Annotated in this window: 16 protein-coding genes and 1 tRNA gene; 12 read left to right on the forward strand and 5 right to left on the reverse strand. The window is 69.5% G+C overall.

From position 1 onward, the window contains the following. Positions 1 to 11 precede the first annotated feature (11 nt). Entirely contained in the window at positions 12 to 2945 is a 2934-nt protein-coding gene (locus tag ACWA14_RS05255; RefSeq protein WP_463796456.1) for a UPF0182 family membrane protein, read from the forward strand. 159 nt (positions 2946 to 3104) lie between these two features. On the opposite strand, the gene ACWA14_RS05260 is transcribed toward ACWA14_RS05255, so the two are convergent. Then, positions 3105 to 3178, reverse strand: a tRNA-Met gene (locus ACWA14_RS05260). A gap of 90 nt (positions 3179 to 3268) precedes the next feature. Here ACWA14_RS05260 and ACWA14_RS05265 point away from each other — a divergent pair. Beyond that, complete coding sequence (locus ACWA14_RS05265) at positions 3269 to 4078, forward strand: carbon-nitrogen hydrolase family protein (RefSeq protein WP_463796459.1); 810 nt, start codon at positions 3269 to 3271, stop codon at positions 4076 to 4078. A gap of 7 nt (positions 4079 to 4085) precedes the next feature. Here ACWA14_RS05265 and ACWA14_RS05270 read toward each other — a convergent pair whose 3' ends face one another. Continuing rightward, on the reverse strand, positions 4086 to 5288 hold the full coding sequence (locus ACWA14_RS05270) for an aminotransferase class I/II-fold pyridoxal phosphate-dependent enzyme (protein WP_463796461.1): 1203 nt from the start codon (positions 5286 to 5288) through the stop codon (positions 4086 to 4088). Positions 5289 to 5386: 98 nt separating this feature from the next. Here ACWA14_RS05270 and ACWA14_RS05275 point away from each other — a divergent pair, with 98 nt between their 5' ends. The 3 genes from ACWA14_RS05275 to ACWA14_RS05285 are packed head-to-tail and all read left to right on the forward strand — an operon-like array spanning position 5387 to position 9637. Further along, a complete protein-coding gene (locus tag ACWA14_RS05275) occupies positions 5387 to 6904 on the forward strand; it encodes a S1C family serine protease (protein ID WP_463796464.1) in 1518 nt (505 codons plus the stop codon). A gap of 46 nt (positions 6905 to 6950) precedes the next feature. Further along, entirely contained in the window at positions 6951 to 8204 is a 1254-nt protein-coding gene (locus tag ACWA14_RS05280; protein ID WP_463796467.1) for a CDP-glycerol glycerophosphotransferase family protein, read from the forward strand. Beyond that, positions 8201 to 9637: a CDP-glycerol glycerophosphotransferase family protein gene (locus ACWA14_RS05285; RefSeq protein ID WP_463796468.1), complete on the forward strand. Its 1437-nt coding sequence runs from the start codon at positions 8201 to 8203 to the stop codon at positions 9635 to 9637. The genes ACWA14_RS05280 and ACWA14_RS05285 overlap by 4 nt, the downstream gene beginning before the upstream one ends. Positions 9638 to 9670: 33 nt before the next feature. On the opposite strand, the gene ACWA14_RS05290 is transcribed toward ACWA14_RS05285, so the two are convergent. After that, positions 9671 to 10693, reverse strand: a complete 1023-nt coding sequence (locus ACWA14_RS05290; RefSeq protein WP_463797373.1) for a glycosyltransferase — start codon at positions 10691 to 10693, stop codon at positions 9671 to 9673. Between the two features lie 114 nt (positions 10694 to 10807). Between ACWA14_RS05290 and ACWA14_RS05295 the strand changes: the two genes are divergently transcribed. From ACWA14_RS05295 to ACWA14_RS05320, 6 genes are all read left to right on the forward strand, one after another. After that, entirely contained in the window at positions 10808 to 12088 is a 1281-nt protein-coding gene (locus ACWA14_RS05295) for a CDP-glycerol glycerophosphotransferase family protein (RefSeq protein ID WP_463796470.1), read from the forward strand. Position 12089: 1 nt separating this feature from the next. Further along, positions 12090 to 12854: a biotin--[acetyl-CoA-carboxylase] ligase gene (locus tag ACWA14_RS05300; RefSeq protein ID WP_463796472.1), complete on the forward strand. Its 765-nt coding sequence runs from the start codon at positions 12090 to 12092 to the stop codon at positions 12852 to 12854. Positions 12855 to 12910: 56 nt separating this feature from the next. Continuing rightward, positions 12911 to 13468 (forward strand): PH domain-containing protein, encoded by a 558-nt coding sequence (locus ACWA14_RS05305; RefSeq protein WP_463796474.1) that lies wholly within the window; start codon positions 12911 to 12913, stop codon positions 13466 to 13468. A gap of 79 nt (positions 13469 to 13547) precedes the next feature. Then, positions 13548 to 14672: a 5-(carboxyamino)imidazole ribonucleotide synthase gene (locus tag ACWA14_RS05310; protein ID WP_463796477.1), complete on the forward strand. Its 1125-nt coding sequence runs from the start codon at positions 13548 to 13550 to the stop codon at positions 14670 to 14672. A 117-nt stretch (positions 14673 to 14789) separates the two neighbouring features. Beyond that, positions 14790 to 15257, forward strand: a complete 468-nt coding sequence (purE, locus tag ACWA14_RS05315) for a 5-(carboxyamino)imidazole ribonucleotide mutase (RefSeq protein WP_463797375.1) — start codon at positions 14790 to 14792, stop codon at positions 15255 to 15257. Continuing rightward, entirely contained in the window at positions 15254 to 16705 is a 1452-nt protein-coding gene (locus ACWA14_RS05320; protein ID WP_463796479.1) for an LCP family protein, read from the forward strand. Before purE ends, ACWA14_RS05320 begins: the two co-directional genes overlap by 4 nt. Before the next feature lie 181 nt (positions 16706 to 16886). On the opposite strand, the gene ACWA14_RS05325 is transcribed toward ACWA14_RS05320, so the two are convergent. Further along, entirely contained in the window at positions 16887 to 17471 is a 585-nt protein-coding gene (locus ACWA14_RS05325; protein WP_463796481.1) for a hypothetical protein, read from the reverse strand. A gap of 140 nt (positions 17472 to 17611) precedes the next feature. Further along, entirely contained in the window at positions 17612 to 19378 is a 1767-nt protein-coding gene (locus tag ACWA14_RS05330; RefSeq protein WP_463796483.1) for a DUF4012 domain-containing protein, read from the reverse strand. A 121-nt stretch (positions 19379 to 19499) separates the two neighbouring features. Here ACWA14_RS05330 and ACWA14_RS05335 point away from each other — a divergent pair, with 121 nt between their 5' ends. After that, positions 19500 to 20573: a glycosyltransferase gene (locus ACWA14_RS05335; RefSeq protein WP_463796484.1), complete on the forward strand. Its 1074-nt coding sequence runs from the start codon at positions 19500 to 19502 to the stop codon at positions 20571 to 20573. Positions 20574 to 20627 lie beyond the last annotated feature (54 nt).

The following is a 20627-nucleotide window of genomic DNA, read 5'->3' on the forward strand; positions in this document are numbered from 1 at the left end:
AGGATGGGACCGTGACCACGACCTCAGCTCAGAACCCGGCCACGCCTCGAACGTCCCGACGTATTCTCGGCATCTCTCTGGCGATCATCGCCGCGTTGATCGCGGCCTTCTTCGTCTTCGCATCGCTCTACACCGAATTCCTCTGGTTCGACCAGCTCGGCTTCACCGGTGTGCTGACGACGCAGTGGATCGCGACGGCGGTGATGTTCGTGATCGGATTCCTCGGCATGGCCGTGCCGCTGTTCGTCACGATCCAGCTGGCGTACCGTCTGCGCCCGGTCTACGTGCGGCTCAGCTCCCAGCTCGACCGCTACCAGGAGGTCATCGAACCTCTTCGTCGCCTGGCGATGTGGGGCATGCCGATCTTCTTCGGCCTCTTCGCCGGCTTCGCCGCCGCCGGCAACTGGAAGACCGTGTGGCTGTGGGCCAACGGCGTCGCGACGTCGGACGTCGACCCGCAGTTCGGTCTCGACACCGGCTTCTACATGTTCGCGATGCCCTTCTACTCGATGGTGCTCGCGTTCGTCTCCGCGGTCCTCATGCTCTGCCTGCTCGTCACCGCGCTGGTGTCGTACCTCTACGGCGCCGTCCGCGTCGGACAGGGCGAGCTGCGCATCTCCAAGTCGGCGCGCATCCAGCTCGCGATCATCGCCGGTCTCTACCTGCTCGTCCAGGCCGCGAGCCTGTGGCTCGACCGGTACAAGACCCTCGTGGCGCCGGATGACCGCATCACGGGTGCGGCGTACACGGGCGTGAACGCCACGATCCCCGGACTCGCGATCATCGCGATCATCGCGGCTCTCGTGGCGGTGCTGTTCTTCGTCACCGCCGCGATCGGCCGCTGGCGCTTCCCGCTGGCTGCGACCGCGCTGCTCATCGTCGCCTCCCTCGTCGTCGGCGTCGGCTACCCCTGGGTGGTCACCACGTTCCAGGTGCGCCCGAACCAGAACGCGTACCAGGCGGAGTTCTACCAGCGGAACATCGACGGCACCAAGGAGGCGTTCGGCGTCGCCAACCTCGAGACCACGACTTTCCAGGCGGAGACCGACGCCGAAGCCGGTCAGCTGCGTGAGGACGCCGAGACCACGGCGTCGATCCGCATCATGGACCCGAAGGTGATCAGCCCGACGATCCGTCAGCTGGAGCAGTACCGTGCGTACTACCAGTTCGAGGAGACGCTCGACGTCGACCGATACGAGATCGACGGCCAGTCCCAGGACACCGTGGTCGCCGTCCGTGACCTCGACATCACCAAGCTCGGCGACGGCGACAACTGGAACAACCGTGTCGCGGTGTACACGCACGGCTACGGCCTCGTCGCCGCGGCGGGCAACCAGCGCACGACCGACGGTGAGCCCGTGTTCCTCGAGCGCGGTATCCCGTCGTCCGGCTTCCTGACCGATCGCGAGAACTTCGAGCCCCGCGTGTACTTCGGTGAGAACTCGCCCGAGTACTCGATCGTGGGCGCTCCGGAGGGCTCCGAGCCCGCCGAGATCGACTACCCCCGCGGCAAGGACGGGGCGAGCGAGACCAAGACCACGTTCGAGGGCGAGGGCGGTCCCTCGGTCGGCAGCACCTTCACCAAGCTGCTGTACGCCCTGAAATTCCAGTCCGAGCAGATCCTGTTCTCGAACCTCGTGAACGAGGAGTCGCAGATCCTGTACGACCGCGACCCGAAGACGCGTGTGCAGAAGGTCGCGCCGTACCTCGAACTCGACAGCGACCCGTACCCGAGCGTGGTCGACGGCCGCATCGTCTGGATCGTCGACGGCTACACCACGAGCTCGACGTACCCGTACTCGACCAGCGTGAGCCTGTCGGACGCGATCGCCGACTCGAACACGAGTGCTCCGACGCTCGCGATCGACGAGATCAACTACATCCGCAACTCGGTGAAGGCGACCGTCGACGCCTACGACGGCTCCGTCACGCTCTACGCGTGGGATGACGAGGATCCGATCCTGAAGACCTGGCAGAAGGTCTACCCGACCGCGCTCAAGCCGATCAGTGAGATGTCGGGCGAGCTCATGAGCCACGTGCGCTACCCGACCGACCTCTTCAAGGTGCAGCGCGACATGCTCGGGATCTACCACATCGACACCGCCGGGTCCTTCGCCCAGCAGGACAACCGGTGGCAGACGCCGAACGACCCGCGCAGCGAGGCGATGCTGCAGCCGCCGTACTACCTGACCATGCAGATGCCGGGCCAGGAGTCGCCGCGGTTCTCGATGTTCTCGACGTTCATCCCGTCCTCGCAGGGCGCGGGGAGCAGCCGTGATGTGCTGATGGGCTATCTCGCAGTGGACTCGGATGCCGGAGCGGAAAAGGGCGTCAAGGCCGAAGGCTACGGCCAGCTCCGCATGCTCGAGATCAACGACGAGATCACGGTGCCCGGCCCCGGCCAGGTGCAGAACACCTACAACTCCGACACGTCGGTCGTGCCGCAGCTGAACCTCCTGCAGCAGGGTGAGTCCGAGGTGATCTACGGGAACCTGTTGACGCTCCCGGTGGGTGGCGGTCTGCTCTACGTGCAGCCCCTGTACGTGCAGTCCTCCGAGGGGACGCAGCTGCCGCGTCTGCAGAAGGTGCTGGTCGCCTTCGGCGATCGCGTCGCCTTCGAGAACACGCTCACGGAGGCTCTCGACGCCCTCTTCGGTGGCGACGCCGGCGCGACCGGTGGTGACGACGAGGTGGAGCCGACGGATCCGGAGACGGATCCCGGAACCGATCCCGACGCCGACCCGGACACGGGCGAGACGACACCGACGACGCCGACGACGCCGAGCGATGAGCAGGCGGCGGCCTTGGCCGACGCGCAGCAGGCGCTCCTCGACCGGCAGACGGCACTCACCTCGGGCGACCTCACGGCGTTCGCGGAGGCCGACAAGCGCCTCACGGCGGCTGTCGAGAAGCTTCTCGAGCTGGAGGCCGCCGCGGGCGAGTGATCACCGCGTGAACGGAATCGAATGGGCGTCCCTCCGGGGGCGCCCATTCGCGTCCGTCCCCCCTGGAGACGCAGTCCCGAGCATCGGCGGCCGTCGTGCAGGGCAAGAAGAAAGGCCCTCTGATCTGGGATTTCTCCCGATCAGAGGGCCTTTCATTTGTTGCGGGGACAGGATTTGAACCTGCGACCTCCGGGTTATGAGCCCGGCGAGCTACCGAACTGCTCCACCCCGCGGCACAAGAAGTAACTTATCACGGATTCTGCAGGTCGGCCAATCGAGGCCCCTCCGCGGCGCGTTCCCGGTCGATGAGGGATGATGAGGGCATGACCGACTCCGCCGCCGTCCCCGTCGCCGTCTGCCAGTTCGCCCCGGGCTCGTCCCGATCGGCGAACCTCGAGCACCTCGCGGCGCTCACCGCGGACGCGGCTGCCCGGGGAGCGCGCCTGGTCGTCTTCCCCGAGTACTCGAGCTACTTCGTGGATCCGATGGACGAGAGCCTCGCCGCGAACGCCGAGACCCTCGACGGCGACTTCGTCATCGCACTAACGGCGCTGGCGGGGGAGTACGCGGTCGTGATCGTCGCCGGGCTCGCCGAGAAGGCATCGGATGCCGGCCGAGTCCGCAACACGATCGTCGCGGTGCGCGGAGACGGGCTGCTCGCCTCGTATCGCAAGCAGCACCTCTACGACGCGTTCGGGCAGACCGAGTCCGACTGGGTCGAGCCGGGAGAGATCGGCGACGCCGCGACGTTCGACCTCGGCGGCCTGCGCTTCGGCCTGATGACCTGCTACGACCTGCGCTTCCCCGAGGTCGCTCGCACGCTCATGGACGCCGGGGCCGATGCCCTCGTGGTGCCGGCCGAATGGGTGCGAGGTCCGCTCAAGGAACACCACTGGACCACGCTGCTCGCGGCCCGCGCGATCGAGAACACCGCGTACGTCGTCGCGGCCGACCACGCGACTCCGATCGGCGTCGGTCATTCGCAGATCATCGATCCCCAGGGCGTCGTGCTGGCCGGGGTCGGCACGGCCGAGGGCATCGCCGTGGCGACGGTGGAGCGCGGGGTGATCGACCGCGTGCGCGAGACGAATCCGTCCCTGCGGGTCCGCCGCTTCCGCGTCTCTCCGCGCTGAGAGGTCGTCAGCAGGCCGAGGCGACCAAACGCGCGGAGGCCTCCTCCAGCACGTCGACACGTTTGCAGGCCGCGAACCGCACCAGCCCGGCGTAGGAGGCCCGATGCTCCCGCGACACGAAGGCGGTGAGCGGGATCGCCACGACGCCCGCGCGCTCGGGCAGAGACCGACAGAATGCCGCGGCGTCGGAACCGCCGAGAGCCGTGGCATCGGCCACCGTGAAGTATCCGCCCTGCGGGGCATGCACCGTGAAGCCGGCGGAGCGCAGGCCGGCCCCGAGGATCCGGTGCTTGTCGGCGAGCGCGGTCGCCGCGCCGGTGAAGTAGTCGTCGCCGAGCCGCAGTCCCACCGCCACGGCCGGCTGGAACGGCGAGCCGTTGACGTAGGTGAGGTACTGCTTCACCGTGAGGACGGCGGTGATCAGCGCCGCGGGACCATGCACCCACCCGATCTTCCAGCCCGTCGCCGAGAACGTCTTGCCGGCCGACGAGATCGTCAGGGTGCGCTCAGCGGCTCCCGGCATCGTGGCGATCGGCGTGTGCGTCGCCGAGAACGCCAGGTGCTCGTAGACCTCGTCGGTCACGATGACGGCGTCGTGGCGTTCAGCCAGGCGGACGACCTCCTCGCGCACCCGTGACTCGAAGACCGCGCCGGTCGGGTTGTGGGGATCGTTCACCAGGATGATGCGGGTGCGATCGGTGACCGCCGCCGCGAGCTGTTCGAGATCGGGTTGGAAGTCCGGCGCACGCAACGGCACGGTGCGCAGGCGGGCGCCCGCAAGTGCCACGGCGGCCGCATACGAGTCGTAGTAGGGCTCGAACACCACGACCTCGTCGTCGTGTCCGTCGATGAGTGCGAGGAGCGTCGCGGTCAGGGCCTCGGTCGCTCCGGCGGTCACGATGACCTCGGTCGCAGGGTCCACGGTCAGCCCGTAGAAGCGCTGCTGGTGCTCGCTGATCGCGGCCAGCAGATCGGGGACGCCACGACCCGGCGGGTATTGGTTGGCGCCGTTCGCGATCGCGGCGCGCGCGGCCTCCAGGACCACCGCCGGACCGTCCTCGTCGGGGAATCCCTGGCCGAGATTGATCGCGCCGGTTCGGGCCGCCACGGCGGACATCTCTGCGAAGATGGTGGGGGCGACGGAGCCGTCTTCGGACAGCAGGCCCGCACCGGCGGCCGTGCGCTTCCATGCGCCGGGAATGACACTCATGAAGAACAGGCTAAGGGCATAGCGGAAACTCACCTTCACCATAAGAAACCCACAGACATGGGGGTCATTCTGAAGGAGCGTCGTCGAAGGAGCACACCATGAACGAAGACAACACCCCGAACCAGTCGGCACCCGACGTGCCGCCCACCGAGGCTCCTGCCGCCCCTGCCGCCCCGGCAGCTCCGGCGGGCCATGAAGTCCCGCAGACCTTCGCGTCGGCGGCACCCGGCACCCCCGCCGCGCCGGCGCAGCCTTTCGCCCCGCCGCGCGCCGACGGTGCCGCGTTCGGCATCCCGCACGGATCCGCGCACGATGGAGCAGCCCACGCGCAGCCGACCCTGCCGTTCACCGGCACCGTCCCGCTCGCCTCGGAGAGCCCCGCAGCGGCCACCGCCGGATCGTCCGCGGCCAAGGACTCCAAGCCACGGGGCGGCGTGAAGATCGCCGCACTCGTCGTCGCGGCCGCCCTCGTCGGCGGCGTCGCCGGATTCGGCGGCGGCGCGATCTGGAGCGCGGTCGGGAACACGCCGTCGTCCGGCGTCGCGGAGGGGCCGCAGACCGTCACCGTCAACAACCCGGGTTCGGTCAACGAGACCACCGCGGTCGCGAGCAAGGCCCTGCCCTCGGTCGTCACGATCGAGGTCGCGGGGGCGAGCGAGGCCGGCAGCGGCTCCGGAGTGATCATCAGCGACGACGGCTACGTGCTCACCAACACGCACGTCGTCACGCTCGGCGGCGCGGTCGCCGATCCGACGATCCGCGTCACGACCTCGGACGGCCGCATCTACGACGCCACGATCGTCGGCACGGACCCCGTGTACGACCTCGCGGTCATCAAGCTCGAGGATGCGACGGGGCTGACGCCCATCGAGTTCGCCGACTCGTCGAAGCTCAACGTCGGCGACACCGCGGTGGCGCTCGGCGCACCGCTCGGTCTCGCGAACTCGGTCACCACCGGCATCGTCAGCGCGCTGAATCGCAGCATCCAGATCGCGTCCTCCGCTCTGCCCGACTCCTCCTCGGAGGATTCTCCCGAGCAGGAGGCCCCGCAGGACGGTCAGCAGGGACCCTTCCAATTCGATCTTCCGGGCTCGGGCGCACAGTCGACGAGCGAATCGATCTCGATCGCCGTGATCCAGACCGATGCCGCGATCAACCACGGCAACTCCGGCGGCGCCCTCGTCGACAGCAAGGGCGACCTGATCGGCATCAACGTCGCGATCGCGAGCTCGGGGGATTCCGAGCAGGGCGGGTCCATCGGACTCGGCTTCTCGATCCCGTCGAACATCGCCCAGCGCGTGTCCGAGGAGATCATCGCCGACGGCGTCGCCACGCACGGTCTGCTGGGAGCATCGGTCCGGGACGCGTCTGCCGTGGACGGAGCCGACGTCGCCGGTGCCTTCATCGCCGAGGTGACGGACGGCGGGGCGGCGGTCGACGGCGGTCTCGAAGCCGATGACATCGTCACCGCTTTCAACGGTGTGCCGATCACCAGCGCCAGTGACCTCACCGCACAGGTGCGGGCCGCCGCCGCGGGCAGCGAAGCCACTGTCACGTACAACCGGGGCGGCAAGGAATACGAGACCGAGGTGACGCTGGGCGCCCTCGGCGGCTGAGCAGCGACGCGCCGAGAAGGACGCCACCCCGCGATAGGCTCGCGGGGTGGCGTCCTTCTCTTTCGGCTCGGGCAATGCGGCCAAGCTGCTCCGGATCCCGCTGTATGCCGCGGGGCGCATCGGTACCGCGATCGTGCCGCGGGGTGCCACCTGGGTGTTCGGCTGTGGCGCCGGGATCGGCGACGGGGCACTCGCTCTGCACCGCGAGGCGACGGAGGCAGGCCATCGCACCGTCTGGCTGACCTCCTCCGCCCGAGAGGACAGGGAGGCCGCGGCGATCGGTGTGGCGACCATCCGCAAGAACAGTCTGCGCGGCTGGTGGGCCACCGCTCGCGCCGGCGTCATCGTGGTCACCCACGGGCTCGGCGATGTGAACCGCTACGCGAACGCCGGAGCGCTCCTCGTGCAGCTTTGGCACGGTATCCCGCTCAAGCGGATCGGTCTGGACTCACCCGCCACGACCCGGGTGCCCGCGGTTCCTGGTGCGGGGGTGCTGCGACGACTCATCGCGGTCCTGTACCGGGGCGCGGCCCAGCGCATCCGCGTGCTCCCCGCCGCCTCGCATCGATCACGCGGGCGCTTGGAATCGGCCTTCCGTCTGCCCGACGATCGCGTCGTCGTCACGGGGGAGCCGAGGGTCGATGTGCTGTCGGCCGGTACGCCCGACGAGCGCCGCGACCGCGCGTCGGTGCTTCTTCGGGCCACGGTCGGCGCGATACCCGAGGGCGCGCGTGTCGTCCTCTACGCGCCGACCTGGCGCGACGGCGAGCCGGATCCGGCCGTGCCCACCGCCTCGGAGTGGATCGAGATCATCCGCCTGCTCGAGGCGAACGATGCGATCCTGCTCGTGCGCTCCCATCCGCTGGGAGAAGGCGGCTATGCTCCGCCGCTGCCGAGCGCCCGCGTGCGGATGCTCGGATCCGCGATCATCGCCGACGTGACACCGGTCCTGCCCGCCGTCGATGTCCTCATCACGGACTATTCGTCGCTCGCCTACGACGTGGGTCTGCTCCGCATGCCCGTGCTGTATCTCGCACCGGATGCCGCCGAGTATGCGCGCACGCGTGGCTTCTACGGCCGCTACGAAGACGTCGCGGGGCCCGATGCGGCACCCGACTGGGCGACGTTGCGGGGCCAGCTCGACGCGTTGCTGTCCGACGCGGGCGTGTTCGCGGAGCGGTCCGCCCGGTCCGATACGCTCAGCGCAGAGATGCACGCGTACCGTGATGGACGCAACACCCGACGGGTGTACGAGGCAATCCGCGCGCGGGGTGCGTCCGCGCCGAAGGGAGCAGCATGACAACGGCCCGGATCGATGAGTCGGCATCGTCGCTGATCATCGCAGGGACCGGACCGCGTCCGGCGGACGCGCGATTGATCGGCCCCCGTGCCGGAGTCGTCGCCCGCGTCACGGGCGGGGGGAAGACCTGGAAGGCGACGTTCCTCCTGGAGGCCGCACGCTGGGGCGGCCCGTCTCTGCCCCTCCCGGCCGGTGACTACGAGTTGCGCATCGACGGCGTCGATCTCGACGACGTGCTGCTGCCCACCACGGTCCTCGCGGGCGTGCGCATCGGTGTCGAGGGCACGCACGTGCGCATCGGCGCCCCGATCGACCCCATGTACGAGACTCCGGAAGGGCAGTCGACGCTCGAGGGCCGCTACGTCGCTCAGGCCGGCGGCACCGAGAACGCGATCTTCTTCGAGAGCTTCTACGGGCGAAGCGTCGGGTGCAACCCGCAGGCGATCGATCGGGAGATCGCTGCGCGCGCCCCGGCGGTCGTGCGCTACTGGAGCGTCGTCGATCTCTCCGTCCCCGTTCCCGCGGGCGCGATCGCCGTCGTGGAGGGGAGCCCCGAGTGGTGGCGCGCCCGCGCGGCGGCCCGACTCCTGGTGGTGAACGACTGGCTGCGGCGCCGGTTCGCGCGCAAAGACGGGCAGAGGGTTCTGCAGACCTGGCACGGCACCCCGCTCAAGCGGCTCGCGCTCCACCGTCCGGGTTTCGATCCGCGTCGGATGGTCGCGGTGGTGAAGGAAGCCCGCCGGTGGGATGTGCTCCTCGCCCAGAATCCCTACTCTTCTCGCATCCTCAGGAAGGCGTACGCGTTCTTCCGACGGCCGATCTGGGTCGAGGGCTACCCGCGCAACGACACGCTCACGACCGGCGATGCCGGAGCCGTCCGCGAAGCGCTGGGAATCGGCCGAGACGAACGCGTGCTCCTCTACGCGCCGACGTGGCGCGACGATCGCGCCGAGATGGTCGACTTCATCGATGCGGAGTCGCTCGCCGAGCAGACGGACTCGGTGGTGCTCGTCCGCGGACACTCGCGCACGCTGCAGCAGGGGCGCGATCACGCCGGCGCCCGCGTGATCGACGTCACGGGTTTCCCCGAGACCGCGGCCCTCCTGCTGGCGGCCGACGCGCTGATCACGGACTACTCCTCGGTGATGTTCGACTTCAGCGTGACCGGTAAGCCGATGTACTTCCTGGTGCCGGATCTCGACCACTACCGCGGACAGCTGCGAGGGTTCTACTTCGATCTCGCCGAGCGGGCGCCCGGCCCGCTGGTGCACACGCAGGCGGAGCTGGTGGGTGCTCTCGCCGATCCTGGGCACGAGGAGACGTACGCCCCGCGCTACGCGGCCTGGCGCGCGCAGTTCAACGCTCGCGACGACGGGCGATCCGCCGAGCGTGTCGTCGATCGCATCCTCGACCAGGGCTTCGTCACGCGCTGATCGCGGCGGGTGCCCGACCGCGCGCCGCGGTGGTCAGGGGAGCGGGGTGTTGCGGGTGCCGAGTCGGGAGGCATCGACGGTGTCACGGGCTCCCCGCAGGACGCCGGCGAGGAAGCCGACGCCCCAGGACAGATGCATGGTCGGGAGCACGGCGATGGTCCACAGCCTCTGCCGGAGGCCGCCGCCGCCGGGTGCCAGGGCGACGGCCAGCACCAGCAGCACGTAGAGCACGAGCGGAAGATGGACGACGGAGGCGATCACCGACGCCATCCCGCTGAGCACCCCGGTCAGCTGCAGGATGCCCACGGATGCCGCCAGCGCGACGAGCAGCACGAGGGCGGGCGGAGCGAAGAAGCGGAGGCCGTTGCGCCGACCGAAGCGGCGGACCAGTTCGCCGCGCCAGGCGCCGGTCGCACGGAACTGCCGCGCCAGGCGCAGCCAGCTCTCGCGGGGCCAGTAGGTGACCGAGAGCGTCGGATCGAACCATACGCGGTGACCTGCCTGGCGGATGCGGAGGTTGAGCTCCCAATCCTCGCCGCGTCGGATCGACTCGTCGAACAGCCCGACCTCGTCGAGCACCGCGCGGCGCATCACGCCGAGGTACGCCGATTCGGCCTCGCCCTCGGTGGCGCCGCCGTGGTAGGCGCCGCCGCCCAGGCCGACGGGGGAGTTGTACAGGCGCGCGACGGCCTTCTGGAAGGGGGCGCGGCCTTCGGCGTGCATCACACCGCCAACGTTCGCCGCCCCAGTGCGCGCGAGAGTGAGCAGGGCTCGCTCCACGTACCCGGGCGAGAGCTCGGAATGCGCATCCACGCGGACGATCGTCGGGTAGCGGCTGGCGCGGATGGCGGCGTTCAACCCGACGGGGATGTGCGCGGCCGGATTCTCGACCAATCGGATCCGGTCGTCGCCGGCGGCGAGCTCGTGGGCCAGCGCTGTCGTGCCGTCGCTGGAGGGGCCGAGCGCGAGCACCAGCTCCGCCGGGACCGCGAGCCGCTGGTCGAGGACGGAGGCGACAGCATGCGCGAGGTAGGCCCGCTCGTTCAGGACCGGCATCACGAAGGAGACCCCTGTCGCGGCTTCGGCGGCTTCATTCTCCTGCACCTCTCGATCATGTCACGGTGGTGGAGGCGCTGCCTGGAACTTCTCCGCACTCAGTACGCTGGAGGGATGGGTGCTCTCACTGATGGCAAGAAGGCGTACCGTCTGCTGAAGCGTGCTCTGGCCTCCCGGGCCGCCGTGCAGCGTGTGCGGCGACGCCTGGCGGATGTGCCGCCGCACCCGCACGGGCACTTCCAGATCGCCGTCTACTTCGCCGACGGCGCGGTCAACATGTATCAGATGCGTCAGTGGTATCGGCCACTCGCCGAGCTCGCCGAGCGCTGGCCCGTGGTCGTGCTCGCCCGCCAGGCGGGAGGTGCCGAGAAGCTGCTCGACGAGGACGCCCCACCCGTAGCCTTCGTGCCCACCGTCCGCGACCTGGAGCGGTTCATCGCGGTACAGGACATCCGCATCGTGCTCTATGTGAACCAGAACACCCGCAACTTCCAGATGTTCCGCTACGGACGTCGCTGGCACGTGTTCATCAACCACGGCGAGTCCGACAAGATGTACATGACCACCAATCAGTACAAGGCGTACGACTACGCCCTGGTGGCAGGCCAAGCCGCGCGCGATCGTCTGTCGCGCACGCTGTGGGATTACGACGTCGACCGGCGGACCCTCGAGATCGGACGGCCGCAGGCCGATCACTTCTCCGGGACGCTTCCGTACACGCCCGATGAGCGCACCGTCGTGCTCTACGCACCGACGTGGGAGGGCGATCGTCCGAGCGCGCACTACGGGTCGATCGCGAGCCACGGCGAGGCCCTCGTGGCCCCGCTGCTCGCGTCGAAGACGCACCGCCTGATCTACCGGCCGCACCCGCGCAGTGGCGTCGTCGACGCGGAGTACGGCGCGGCGCACCGACGGATCATCGCGGCCATCGCTGCCGCCAACGCCGCCGATCCCCGGGCGCAGCACGTGTACGACAGCGGCGTCGAGCTCGGCTGGCAGCTCGCCGAGTCCGATGTCGCGATCGTCGACATCTCGGCCATGGTCTATGACCGCCTCGCCGCCGGGAAGCCGCTGATGATCACGCGTCCGACGGCGGACCAGGCGTCGATCGACACCAAGGGCTATCTCTCGGACTGCGAATGGCTGACGGCGGATGCGGCGCCCGACATCCTCGCCGAGGTGGAACGTGTCCGTGAGGACGATGCCGCCGTGGCGCGACTGCAGATGTGGGTGCGTCACTACTTCGGCGACACGACGCCCGGGGTGGCCACCGAGAAGTTCCACCGGGCGATCGAGCAGCTCCTGGGGGAGTGGCAGCGGTGGCACGACCTCGAGATGGGAACGGTCGACCCGGACGAGGACGACGACGATGACGAGACCGACGAGGAGATCTAGCGTGGATCTCCCGCGCGCACGCTCCGCGGTCGGCCGGCTCGAGGTGGTGGCGGCCACCGGGTCGACGAATGCCGATCTGCGCATGCATGCCGGAGACGTCGGTGCATGGCCTCACCTGTCGACGCTCGTGACCGACGAGCAGACGGCGGGCCGCGGCCGGCTGGATCGTGTGTGGACCGCGCCGGCGGGAGCGTCCCTCGCGGTCTCGGTCCTGCTCCGACGGCTTCCTGCACATCACGCCGCGCGCGGATGGATCCCGTTGATCGCCGGCGCGGCCATGGCCGAGGCTGTCGCCGCGCAGCTGCCGCTACGGTCCGTCGCGGTGAAATGGCCGAACGATGTGCTCGTGGACGATCGCAAGATCTGCGGCATCCTCGCCGAGGCGGCGGACGGCACGGTGATCGTGGGCGCGGGGGTGAACACGGCGATGACCGCCGAGCAGCTTCCCGTTCCCACCGCGACCTCGTTCGCCGTGGCGGGCGTCGACGTCGACATCGACCGACTCCTCGACGACTATCTTCGGGCACTGCGATCGCATCTCGATTCGTTGATCGCCTCCGACGACGCGGTCCGCAGCGGGGTCCACGCCGCCGTGACGGCGCGCTGCGCGACGGTGGGCCGCCGTGTACAGGTGTCGCTGCCGGACGGACGGGTGCTGGACGCCCAGGCGACGGCGCTGGATGCCGACGGGCGTCTGATCGTCACCGTCGACGGCGTCGCACAGTCGATCTCGGCCGGCGATGTGGTGCACGCCCGCCTGATCTGACCCTGACACGCCGCGCACCAGACGGCGATGTCGGAGATCACGGGCACAATGGTGGGGTGACGCAGCCTGTGACCCTCGGAGGGCGCCCCATGATGCCGCCGCCGGGCGTGCCGTCAGAGGAGCTGTTGATCGCACGCTTCCGTGGCCACGCCCGCCGCCTGTTCTGGTCGGCGCTGATCCTGGTCGCCGCGTTCGGCGCCACGACGTACTTCTACGACAATCTGCCCGCGCCCTATGAGAACTGGATGCTGCTCGCCGCGGCCGGGACACTCGTGCTGCTGCTGGTGATCGTGCCCTATTTCATCTGGCTCTCGCGGAGCACCACCGTGACGACCCGTCGCGTGATCTCGCATCGGGGGATCGGCTCGACGCAGCGCCGGGAGATGTCCCATGCGCGGGGATACACGATCACCGTCCGGCGTGGGCCGCTGCAGCGCATGTGGGGCACGGGATCGATCACCCTCTCCAACGGCGTCGATTCGCCTCTGGTGCTGCAGAACGTACCCAACGTCACCCTCGTGCACGAGACGCTCGCAGACCAGATCGAGGTCAGCCAGATCCTCGCGCACCGCGACGCGCAGTCGGCCGGTGCCGACGGCGCCTCCGGCTCCTGAACGGGCTGATGCCTTCCCGGGGACGGTGATGCTTCTCCCGCGGATGCGAGAGAATGGTGACGACGAATGGAGGCGGCACATGGCGCTGCGTGTAGGCGTGATCGGCGGAGGACAGCTCGCCCGGATGATGATCGCTCCGGCGGTCGAGCTCGGACTCGATCTCTCGGTGCTCGCCGAGGCGGAGGGCATGTCGGCCCAGCTCGCCGCGACGGCGGTGGGGGACTACCGTGACCTCGATGCCGTGCGGGCCTTCGCGCGGGGCGTGGATGTGATCACCTTCGACCACGAACACGTGCCGCAGAGTGTGCTCCGCGCGCTGGTGGACGACGGGATCGCCGTGCACCCGGGCCCCGATGCGTTGCAGTACGCGCAGGACAAGCTGGTGATGCGGGCGAAGCTCGCCGAGCTCGGTGTCCCGCAGCCCGACTGGGCAGCGGTGCGCACCGAGGAGGAGCTCGCCGTGTTCCTCGGCGAGCACCACGGGGCCGGCGTGGTGAAGACGCCGCGCGGCGGCTACGACGGCAAGGGAGTGCGCGTGGTGCGTGCCCCCTCGGACGCCCGGGACTGGTTCGACGGTCTCGCCGACGGGGAGGCCCTGTTGGTGGAAGAGCTCGTGCCGTTCACCCGCGAGCTGGCGCAGCAGGTGGCGCGGCGTGTGAGCGGTGAGATCGTCGCCTACCCGGTGGTGGAGACCGTGCAGCGTGACGGCGTCTGCGCCGAGGTGATCGCGCCGGCCCCCGCGGCCTCCGTCCGGCTCTCGCAGGTCGCGGAGGAGATCGGCAGACGCATCGCCGAGGGGCTCGCGGTCACCGGGATGCTCGCGGTCGAGCTGTTCGAGACCGACGACGAACGTATCCTCGTGAATGAACTCGCCATGCGCCCGCACAACAGCGGACACTGGAGCCAGGACGGTGCGGTCACCGGGCAGTTCGAGCAGCACCTGCGTGCGGTCGCCGATCTGCCGCTGGGCAGCACCGCACCGAAGTCGGAGTGGGCGGTCATGATCAACATCCTGGGCGGGCCCGCAGACGGCACCCTGGGTGAGCGCTTCGCCGGCGCGATGGCGGAGCACCCCACCGCGAAGATCCACACCTACGGCAAGGACCCGCGCCCCGGCCGCAAGGTCGGTCACGTGAACGTCTCGGGCGACGATCTCGACGACGCGGTGTACGTGGCTCGCGCAGCGGCTGCGCATTTCGTGTGAGAACGGATTCTGCGCGTGCAGCCGCGTGCCGTGAGGGAAATCCTCAGCGCCAGACCGTAGCCTGACGGAGTGACCGAGCCACTGCATTCCTCCGCCGCGCCCCTCGTCGGCGTCGTCATGGGTTCCGACTCCGACTGGCGGGTGATGAGCGACGCGTCTCAGGCCCTCACCGATTTCGGGATCCCGCACGAGGTCGAGGTGGTGTCCGCCCACCGCACTCCGGACAAGCTGATGAGCTACGCACGCGAAGCGCGAGCGCGCGGCATCCGCGTGATCATCGCCGGAGCCGGTGGGGCAGCACATCTCCCCGGCATGGTCGCGTCGATGACGCCGCTGCCTGTGGTGGGGGTCCCCGTCCCGCTCGCCTACCTCGACGGCATGGATTCGCTGCTGTCGATCGTGCAGATGCCCGCCGGCATCCCGGTCGCGACGGTCTCGATCGGCGGGGCGCGCAACGCGGGGCTGCTCGCCGCCCGCATCCTCGGTGTATCGGACGATGCTCTCGCCGACCGTGTCGAGGAGTATGCGGCCGAGCTCGAGGCGCAGGTCACGGCGAAGAACGAACGGCTGAAGGGGTCGCTGTGACCCTGGCGCCGCCGCGCGCCTCCGCCCGCCCGCTGATCGAGACGCGACCGCTCCGGCATCCCGATCCGTCGAACGGCGGGACCATGGCGAAGCGCGGCTGGTGGCTCGTCGTCCTCAACGTGCTCATCCCCGGGTCCGCGCAGGTGCTGGCGGGCAACCGCCGCCTGGGCCGCCTCGGCCTCGGCGCGACCCTGAGCGCCTGGCTCCTGGTGATCGTCGCGGCCGGACTCGCTCTCTTCGCCCGCTCCGTCCTGCTCTGGCTGGTGAGCGCCGGATGGTTCTCCGCGCTCCTTCTGACCCTGCTGCAGGTGGCGCTCGTCGGGTACGCGGTGCTGTGGATCGTACTGACCTTCGACACCCTCCGACTGGTGCGCCTCGTGCGCGTCCCCACCGCGCATCGATTCGCGATCCCCGTCGTCGCCCTGGTGCTGCTCGGCCTCGTCGGCGGTGCAGCCGGCTACGCGGCCACCGCGGTCGGCTCCACACGCGATGCGATCGGATCGATCTTCGGGCAGAGCGGTCCGAGTCTCCCGCCCAGTGACGGCTACTACAACATCCTGCTTCTCGGCGCGGACAGCGGGGACGGTCGGGATTCGATGCGATTCGACAGCATCTCCGTGGTCTCGGTCAACGCCGACACGGGTGCGGTCACGATCACCGGCATTCCGCGCGAACTGCCGCACGCCCCGTTCAGTGACGGCAGTCCCATGCAGGCGCTCTACCCGAACGGCTTCGAAGGCCACGGTTCTTCCAGCTGCGGATGGAACGGCTGGATGAACCACGTGCGCAACGCGGCCGAGATCTGCCGCGACGACAACGGCACCGGCCTGTATCCGGAGGCTGATGCGCAGGGTTCCGACCCCGGCATCGAGGCGACGAAGGATGCCGCGGAAGGTGTTCTCGGCATCGAGATCCCCTACTACGTGTTCGTCGACATGCACGGTTTCGCGGAACTCGTGGATGCGCTCGGCGGCGTGGACATCACGGTGACCGAGCGCCTGCCCAAGGGCGGACCGCCCGAGGGGTGGACCGGCAGCGATGTGAACGAGTGGGCGATCGGGTGGATAGAGCCCGGCGCCCAGCACATGGACGGAGACACCGCGCAGTGGTACGCCCGGTCGCGATACACCACCAGCGACTGGGACCGTATGAAGCGTCAGCGCGAGCTGCAGGAGGCGATTCTCGGCCAGTTCACGCCGCAGACCGTGCTCACGCGCTTCAACGACGTGGCGGAAGCCGGGACCGCCTTGATCGACACGGATCTCCCGCAGGACAAGCTGCCCGAGTTCTTCGACCTCATGCTCAAGGCGAAAGAGCTGCCCGTGACGACGATCGAGCTCACTCCCGACAACGGCGTGGACGAGTTCGAACCCGACTACGCGTTCATCCATGAGCTGATGCAGCAGTCGCTCCACCCGCCGACCGAGACGCCGACGCCTGCTCCCTGACACACGGAGTGCCGTGGGCTGTCCCTCCTTGCGGGCGCGGAACAGCCCACGGCCGCTTCCGGATGATCAGGAGCGGCCGTGGGCCTTCCGGTCTGAGACCGGATTCGCCAGACGACGGTGATCGGAGGGGGAGGGATCACCGTCGTCCAGTCGCGACCACCGCGCGAGGCGGCAATCGGACCTAGGCGCGCTTGCGGCGTGCGGCTCCCGCGGCGACGAGTGCACCGCCGGCGACGAGCGCGACCGCACCCCCGCCGAGCACCCACGGGGAGACGCTGCCGCCGGTGAGCGCCAGCTCGAGACCGGAGCCGGTGAGCGGAAGCTCCGATCCGGCTGCGGCGACCCCCGGGTCATGGTCGCAGCTGACCGCTGCGTCGTGACCCTGCGACACCGTGATGGTCGCGGTGTACGAACGTGAGCCGGCGAATGCGATCGCGTACGACCCTTCGCCGTCGGACGGCGGACGGAATGTCAGTGTCAGTCCTCCGTCGGTGCCGGCGGTGTTGCCGGAGACGGAAGAGTCGCCGGCGTTGAGGCCGGACACCGAGACTCCCACGTTCTCGGACGGCAGGAAATAGCCGGGACCGAAGACGACGGTGGAGACCTCGCACATGTCGATGATCGGGTCGGAGACCTTCACACCCGGCGTCTCCGCATAGGAGTCGGATGTCGCGACCGGAAAGGCCGGTGCGGCGGTGGCGACAGTCGGTGCGATGAGCACGAGTGCGCCGGCGGTAAGGCTGATGGCAGCCAGTTTCTTCAGCATGATTCTCCCCAGATTTCACGCGGAATCGCCTTCGAACACACCCCTGCATTCGACTGCGTGAGTTCCCCTGCCCCCACGGCAAGTTGACAGAACCCAGATATTCCCCAGTGAGATGACAGTACCTCAACCGTCGGCGAATGTCACGAAGCGCAGACGAGATCTCCGCGTGTCGTCTCCGGGATCTCCACCATCGGGGTGTGGACGACCTCCGTCAGACGCTCTCCTGCACCGGTTCCCTGGAACTCGACGGTGATCGTCGTGGACTCGCCGGGGGCGAGGATGACCTCGTGCTGCACGGCGGAGCGGTCGCCGAGCGTGGCCGTCTGCACACCGTCCTCCGCGCCGTCGCGGTCGATGTGCGAGGGAGTGACGCCCTCGGGGCCGTACACGGCGATGAGTGTCCGGACGGAGCCCGTGGGGACGCCGAAGTCGTAGAAGCCGTCCGCGGTGACGTAGGCCGGGAGCGAGGTGGCAGCGTCGTCGGGGGCCGTGTTGGTCCACGTCACCCGCACCTGTGTCGTGGGCTCCCCGCCGCACGTGCCCACCGCGGTCGTGATCGTCGCCCGCGTGTAGAAGTCCATCTTGCCGCCGGTGCCGTCGTTCATCAGCACGCCGACGTACGTCGCGTCCGCGCCGTCGGTGGGGATGGCCCCGCCGAGCGTGGACGCGGCGAGCACCTTCTCCTCGTCCTCGTGCGCGCTCCAGATGCGGATCCGGCGCTCATCGGCGGATTGGGAGAGGGCACTGATGAGGCCCACAGGATCTCCGCCGGCGAGCGCCGCACCGAAGAGAGCGCCCGCTGCCTGCCCGAACACCTCGTCCTGGGCCGCAGGATCGGGAACGGCGGCGTAGATCTCGGAGAGGAGGATGTCGACGATCGTGTCGGCGGTCGCCGTGAACGGACCGAACGACAGGTCTCCCGTCGCCGTCATGAGGTGCGCCGCGACGAGCGAGTCGACCGCGATCACCCCGTCGATCCGATCGCCGAAGCGGGCCTGCCAGCGCTCCGCGATCAGGGGCGCGGCTTCGGTGAAGTCCGGGATGCTGGTGATGTTCTGGAGGTAGCGCCCCGGGCGGTCCTCGAACAGGGCGAGCGTCGAGTCGCTGAGGGGGAGAGCGGTCTCGAGCGGCGGGAACTCCCGGGTGGATGTCTGCTCCAGCGTGATGCTCCCGTTCTCGGCGTGCAGGAGGGCGATGGAGCCGATGATCCCGCCGGAGGAGCGCAATTCGGCGTTGTTCTGCATCGCGAGCACATAGTTGCGGGGGCCGTCGCCGCCGAGCATGCTCGGCACGAGCACGGATGCGCCGTGCAGCGCTCCCACGGCGGTGGCCGTCTGCTCCACGACCGAGCGCATCTCGCGGACGGCGTCGGCGAGCGGAGGGAGGGTCGCGTCCGCATCGATCTGCTGAGCCCGCGACCGCGCGTCGCTCAGGACCGCGCTCGCCTCGGCCAGGGGCGGCTCGATGTCGGCGAACGGGGCGAGGTCGATCGTTCCACCGGAGAAACCGATCTGTGCCAGGTCGAATCCGTCGGCCACGTCGAGGAGGGGTGCGAGGGCGTCGGCGGCGACATCGTCCGCGATGTCCGCCACGTCGCTCACGGCGCGGAAATTCGGTCCGAGCCAGGGGACCACCGCGAAGGCGCTCCAGATCGGATCCGAGGTGAGCTCATGCGCGGAACGAGCGTGGTGGGCGATGCGCTCGGCGATCGGCTCGGCGTCATCGAGGTCGCCCTCGCCGATCGCGGACTTGAGCTGCGATGCGCCCTTCGCGACCTGCTGCAGATCGTTCACCGCGCCGATGCCGCGGACGGTGACCCAGCCGAGCGACAGCACGAGGAGGGTCAGGAAGATGCCGACGGCCCATCCGATCCATCGGCGGCGTGCAGGAAGTCGACCGTCGCTCACAGGAGCATTCAAGCATGAACCCTGTTTCCCGGCCCCGTCGATGCTGGGGGAATGCTGACATTCCGGCGGCGCGGTGGCGGCGCTCCCCGGTGCACGGCTCCGGCCCGGATAGCCTGAACCCATGGGTGCTCGACTTCGTGTGGTTCTCGATCAGCTCGTGCATGTGGTCGATGCCGATCAGGCCGCTGCGGCGCTCGATCTCGCCGCCGGCCTGGTCGCGACGGCGCCTTCCGGGTGCACGGTCGAAGCCATCGTCCCCTCCGGTGCGGACCTCTCGATGCGGGGGATCGCCGGGGTGCGCGCCCTCCCGCTCGCCCGCCGCGAGCTGGCGACCTCCTGGCAGTTGGGCTTCACCCCCGGCGTCGGGGGCGGTCTCATCCATTCCCCCTCCTTGCTGGCGCCTCTCGTCCGCCACGATCGCGTGCACGACAACGATCAGACGACCGCGACCCTCTGGGACCTGCGTGCCTGGGACGCACCGGACACCCTTCCGAAGTCGGTCGTCGCCTGGCAGCGCGGCATGCTGCGCCGGGCGGTGAAGCACGCCGATGCGGTCGTGGTCCCGTCCCATGCGATCGCCGGCAGGTTGGGCGAGCTGGCGAAGCTCGCGGGCCGCATCCGCGTGATCGCCGGCGCGGCGCCGGAAGGCTTCGTCGTCCCGGAGGATGCGTCGGGGAGACGGGCCGCGCTCTCTCTCCCCGCACGCTATGTCGTGCTGGTGGGGACCTCCGAGTCCCTGTCCGAAGGGTTCCGCGGCGCTGCGGCCGCGGGTCTCGACGCGGTCGTCCTGGACGCCGCCGAGGGTGCCGAACCGCACCTCGCCGAGGTCGCCGCCGCCGCCGGCCTCGCGGAGAATCGCGCGCACATCCGGGGATCCCTGTCGATGGAGGACCGGGCGGCCGTGTTCGCAGGAGCCGAGGTCTTCGCCTCGACCGACCCCGTCGCGGCCTGGCCGTGGCGCGCTCTCGAGGCGATGCGTGCCGGGGTGCCGATCATCGCGATCGATTCGGGCGCGCACTCCGATGTGATCGCCGATGGCGGGCGCCTGGTGCCGGACGCGGACATCGCCGAGGCGATCGCGGACGCCGCGGGGGAGGGCGGTGCACGATTGCGGGTGCTGGCGGCCGATCGATCTCGCGCCTTCTCCTGGGAGGGCTCGGCGGAGCGCGTGTGGGGGCTCCACGCGGACCTCTGAACACCTGAGAGCGAACTGCGCATCGAGGCGACACGCCGGAGCAAAAGCGGGTAT

This window comes from Microbacterium sp. TW_SC_2, from assembly GCF_055361165.1.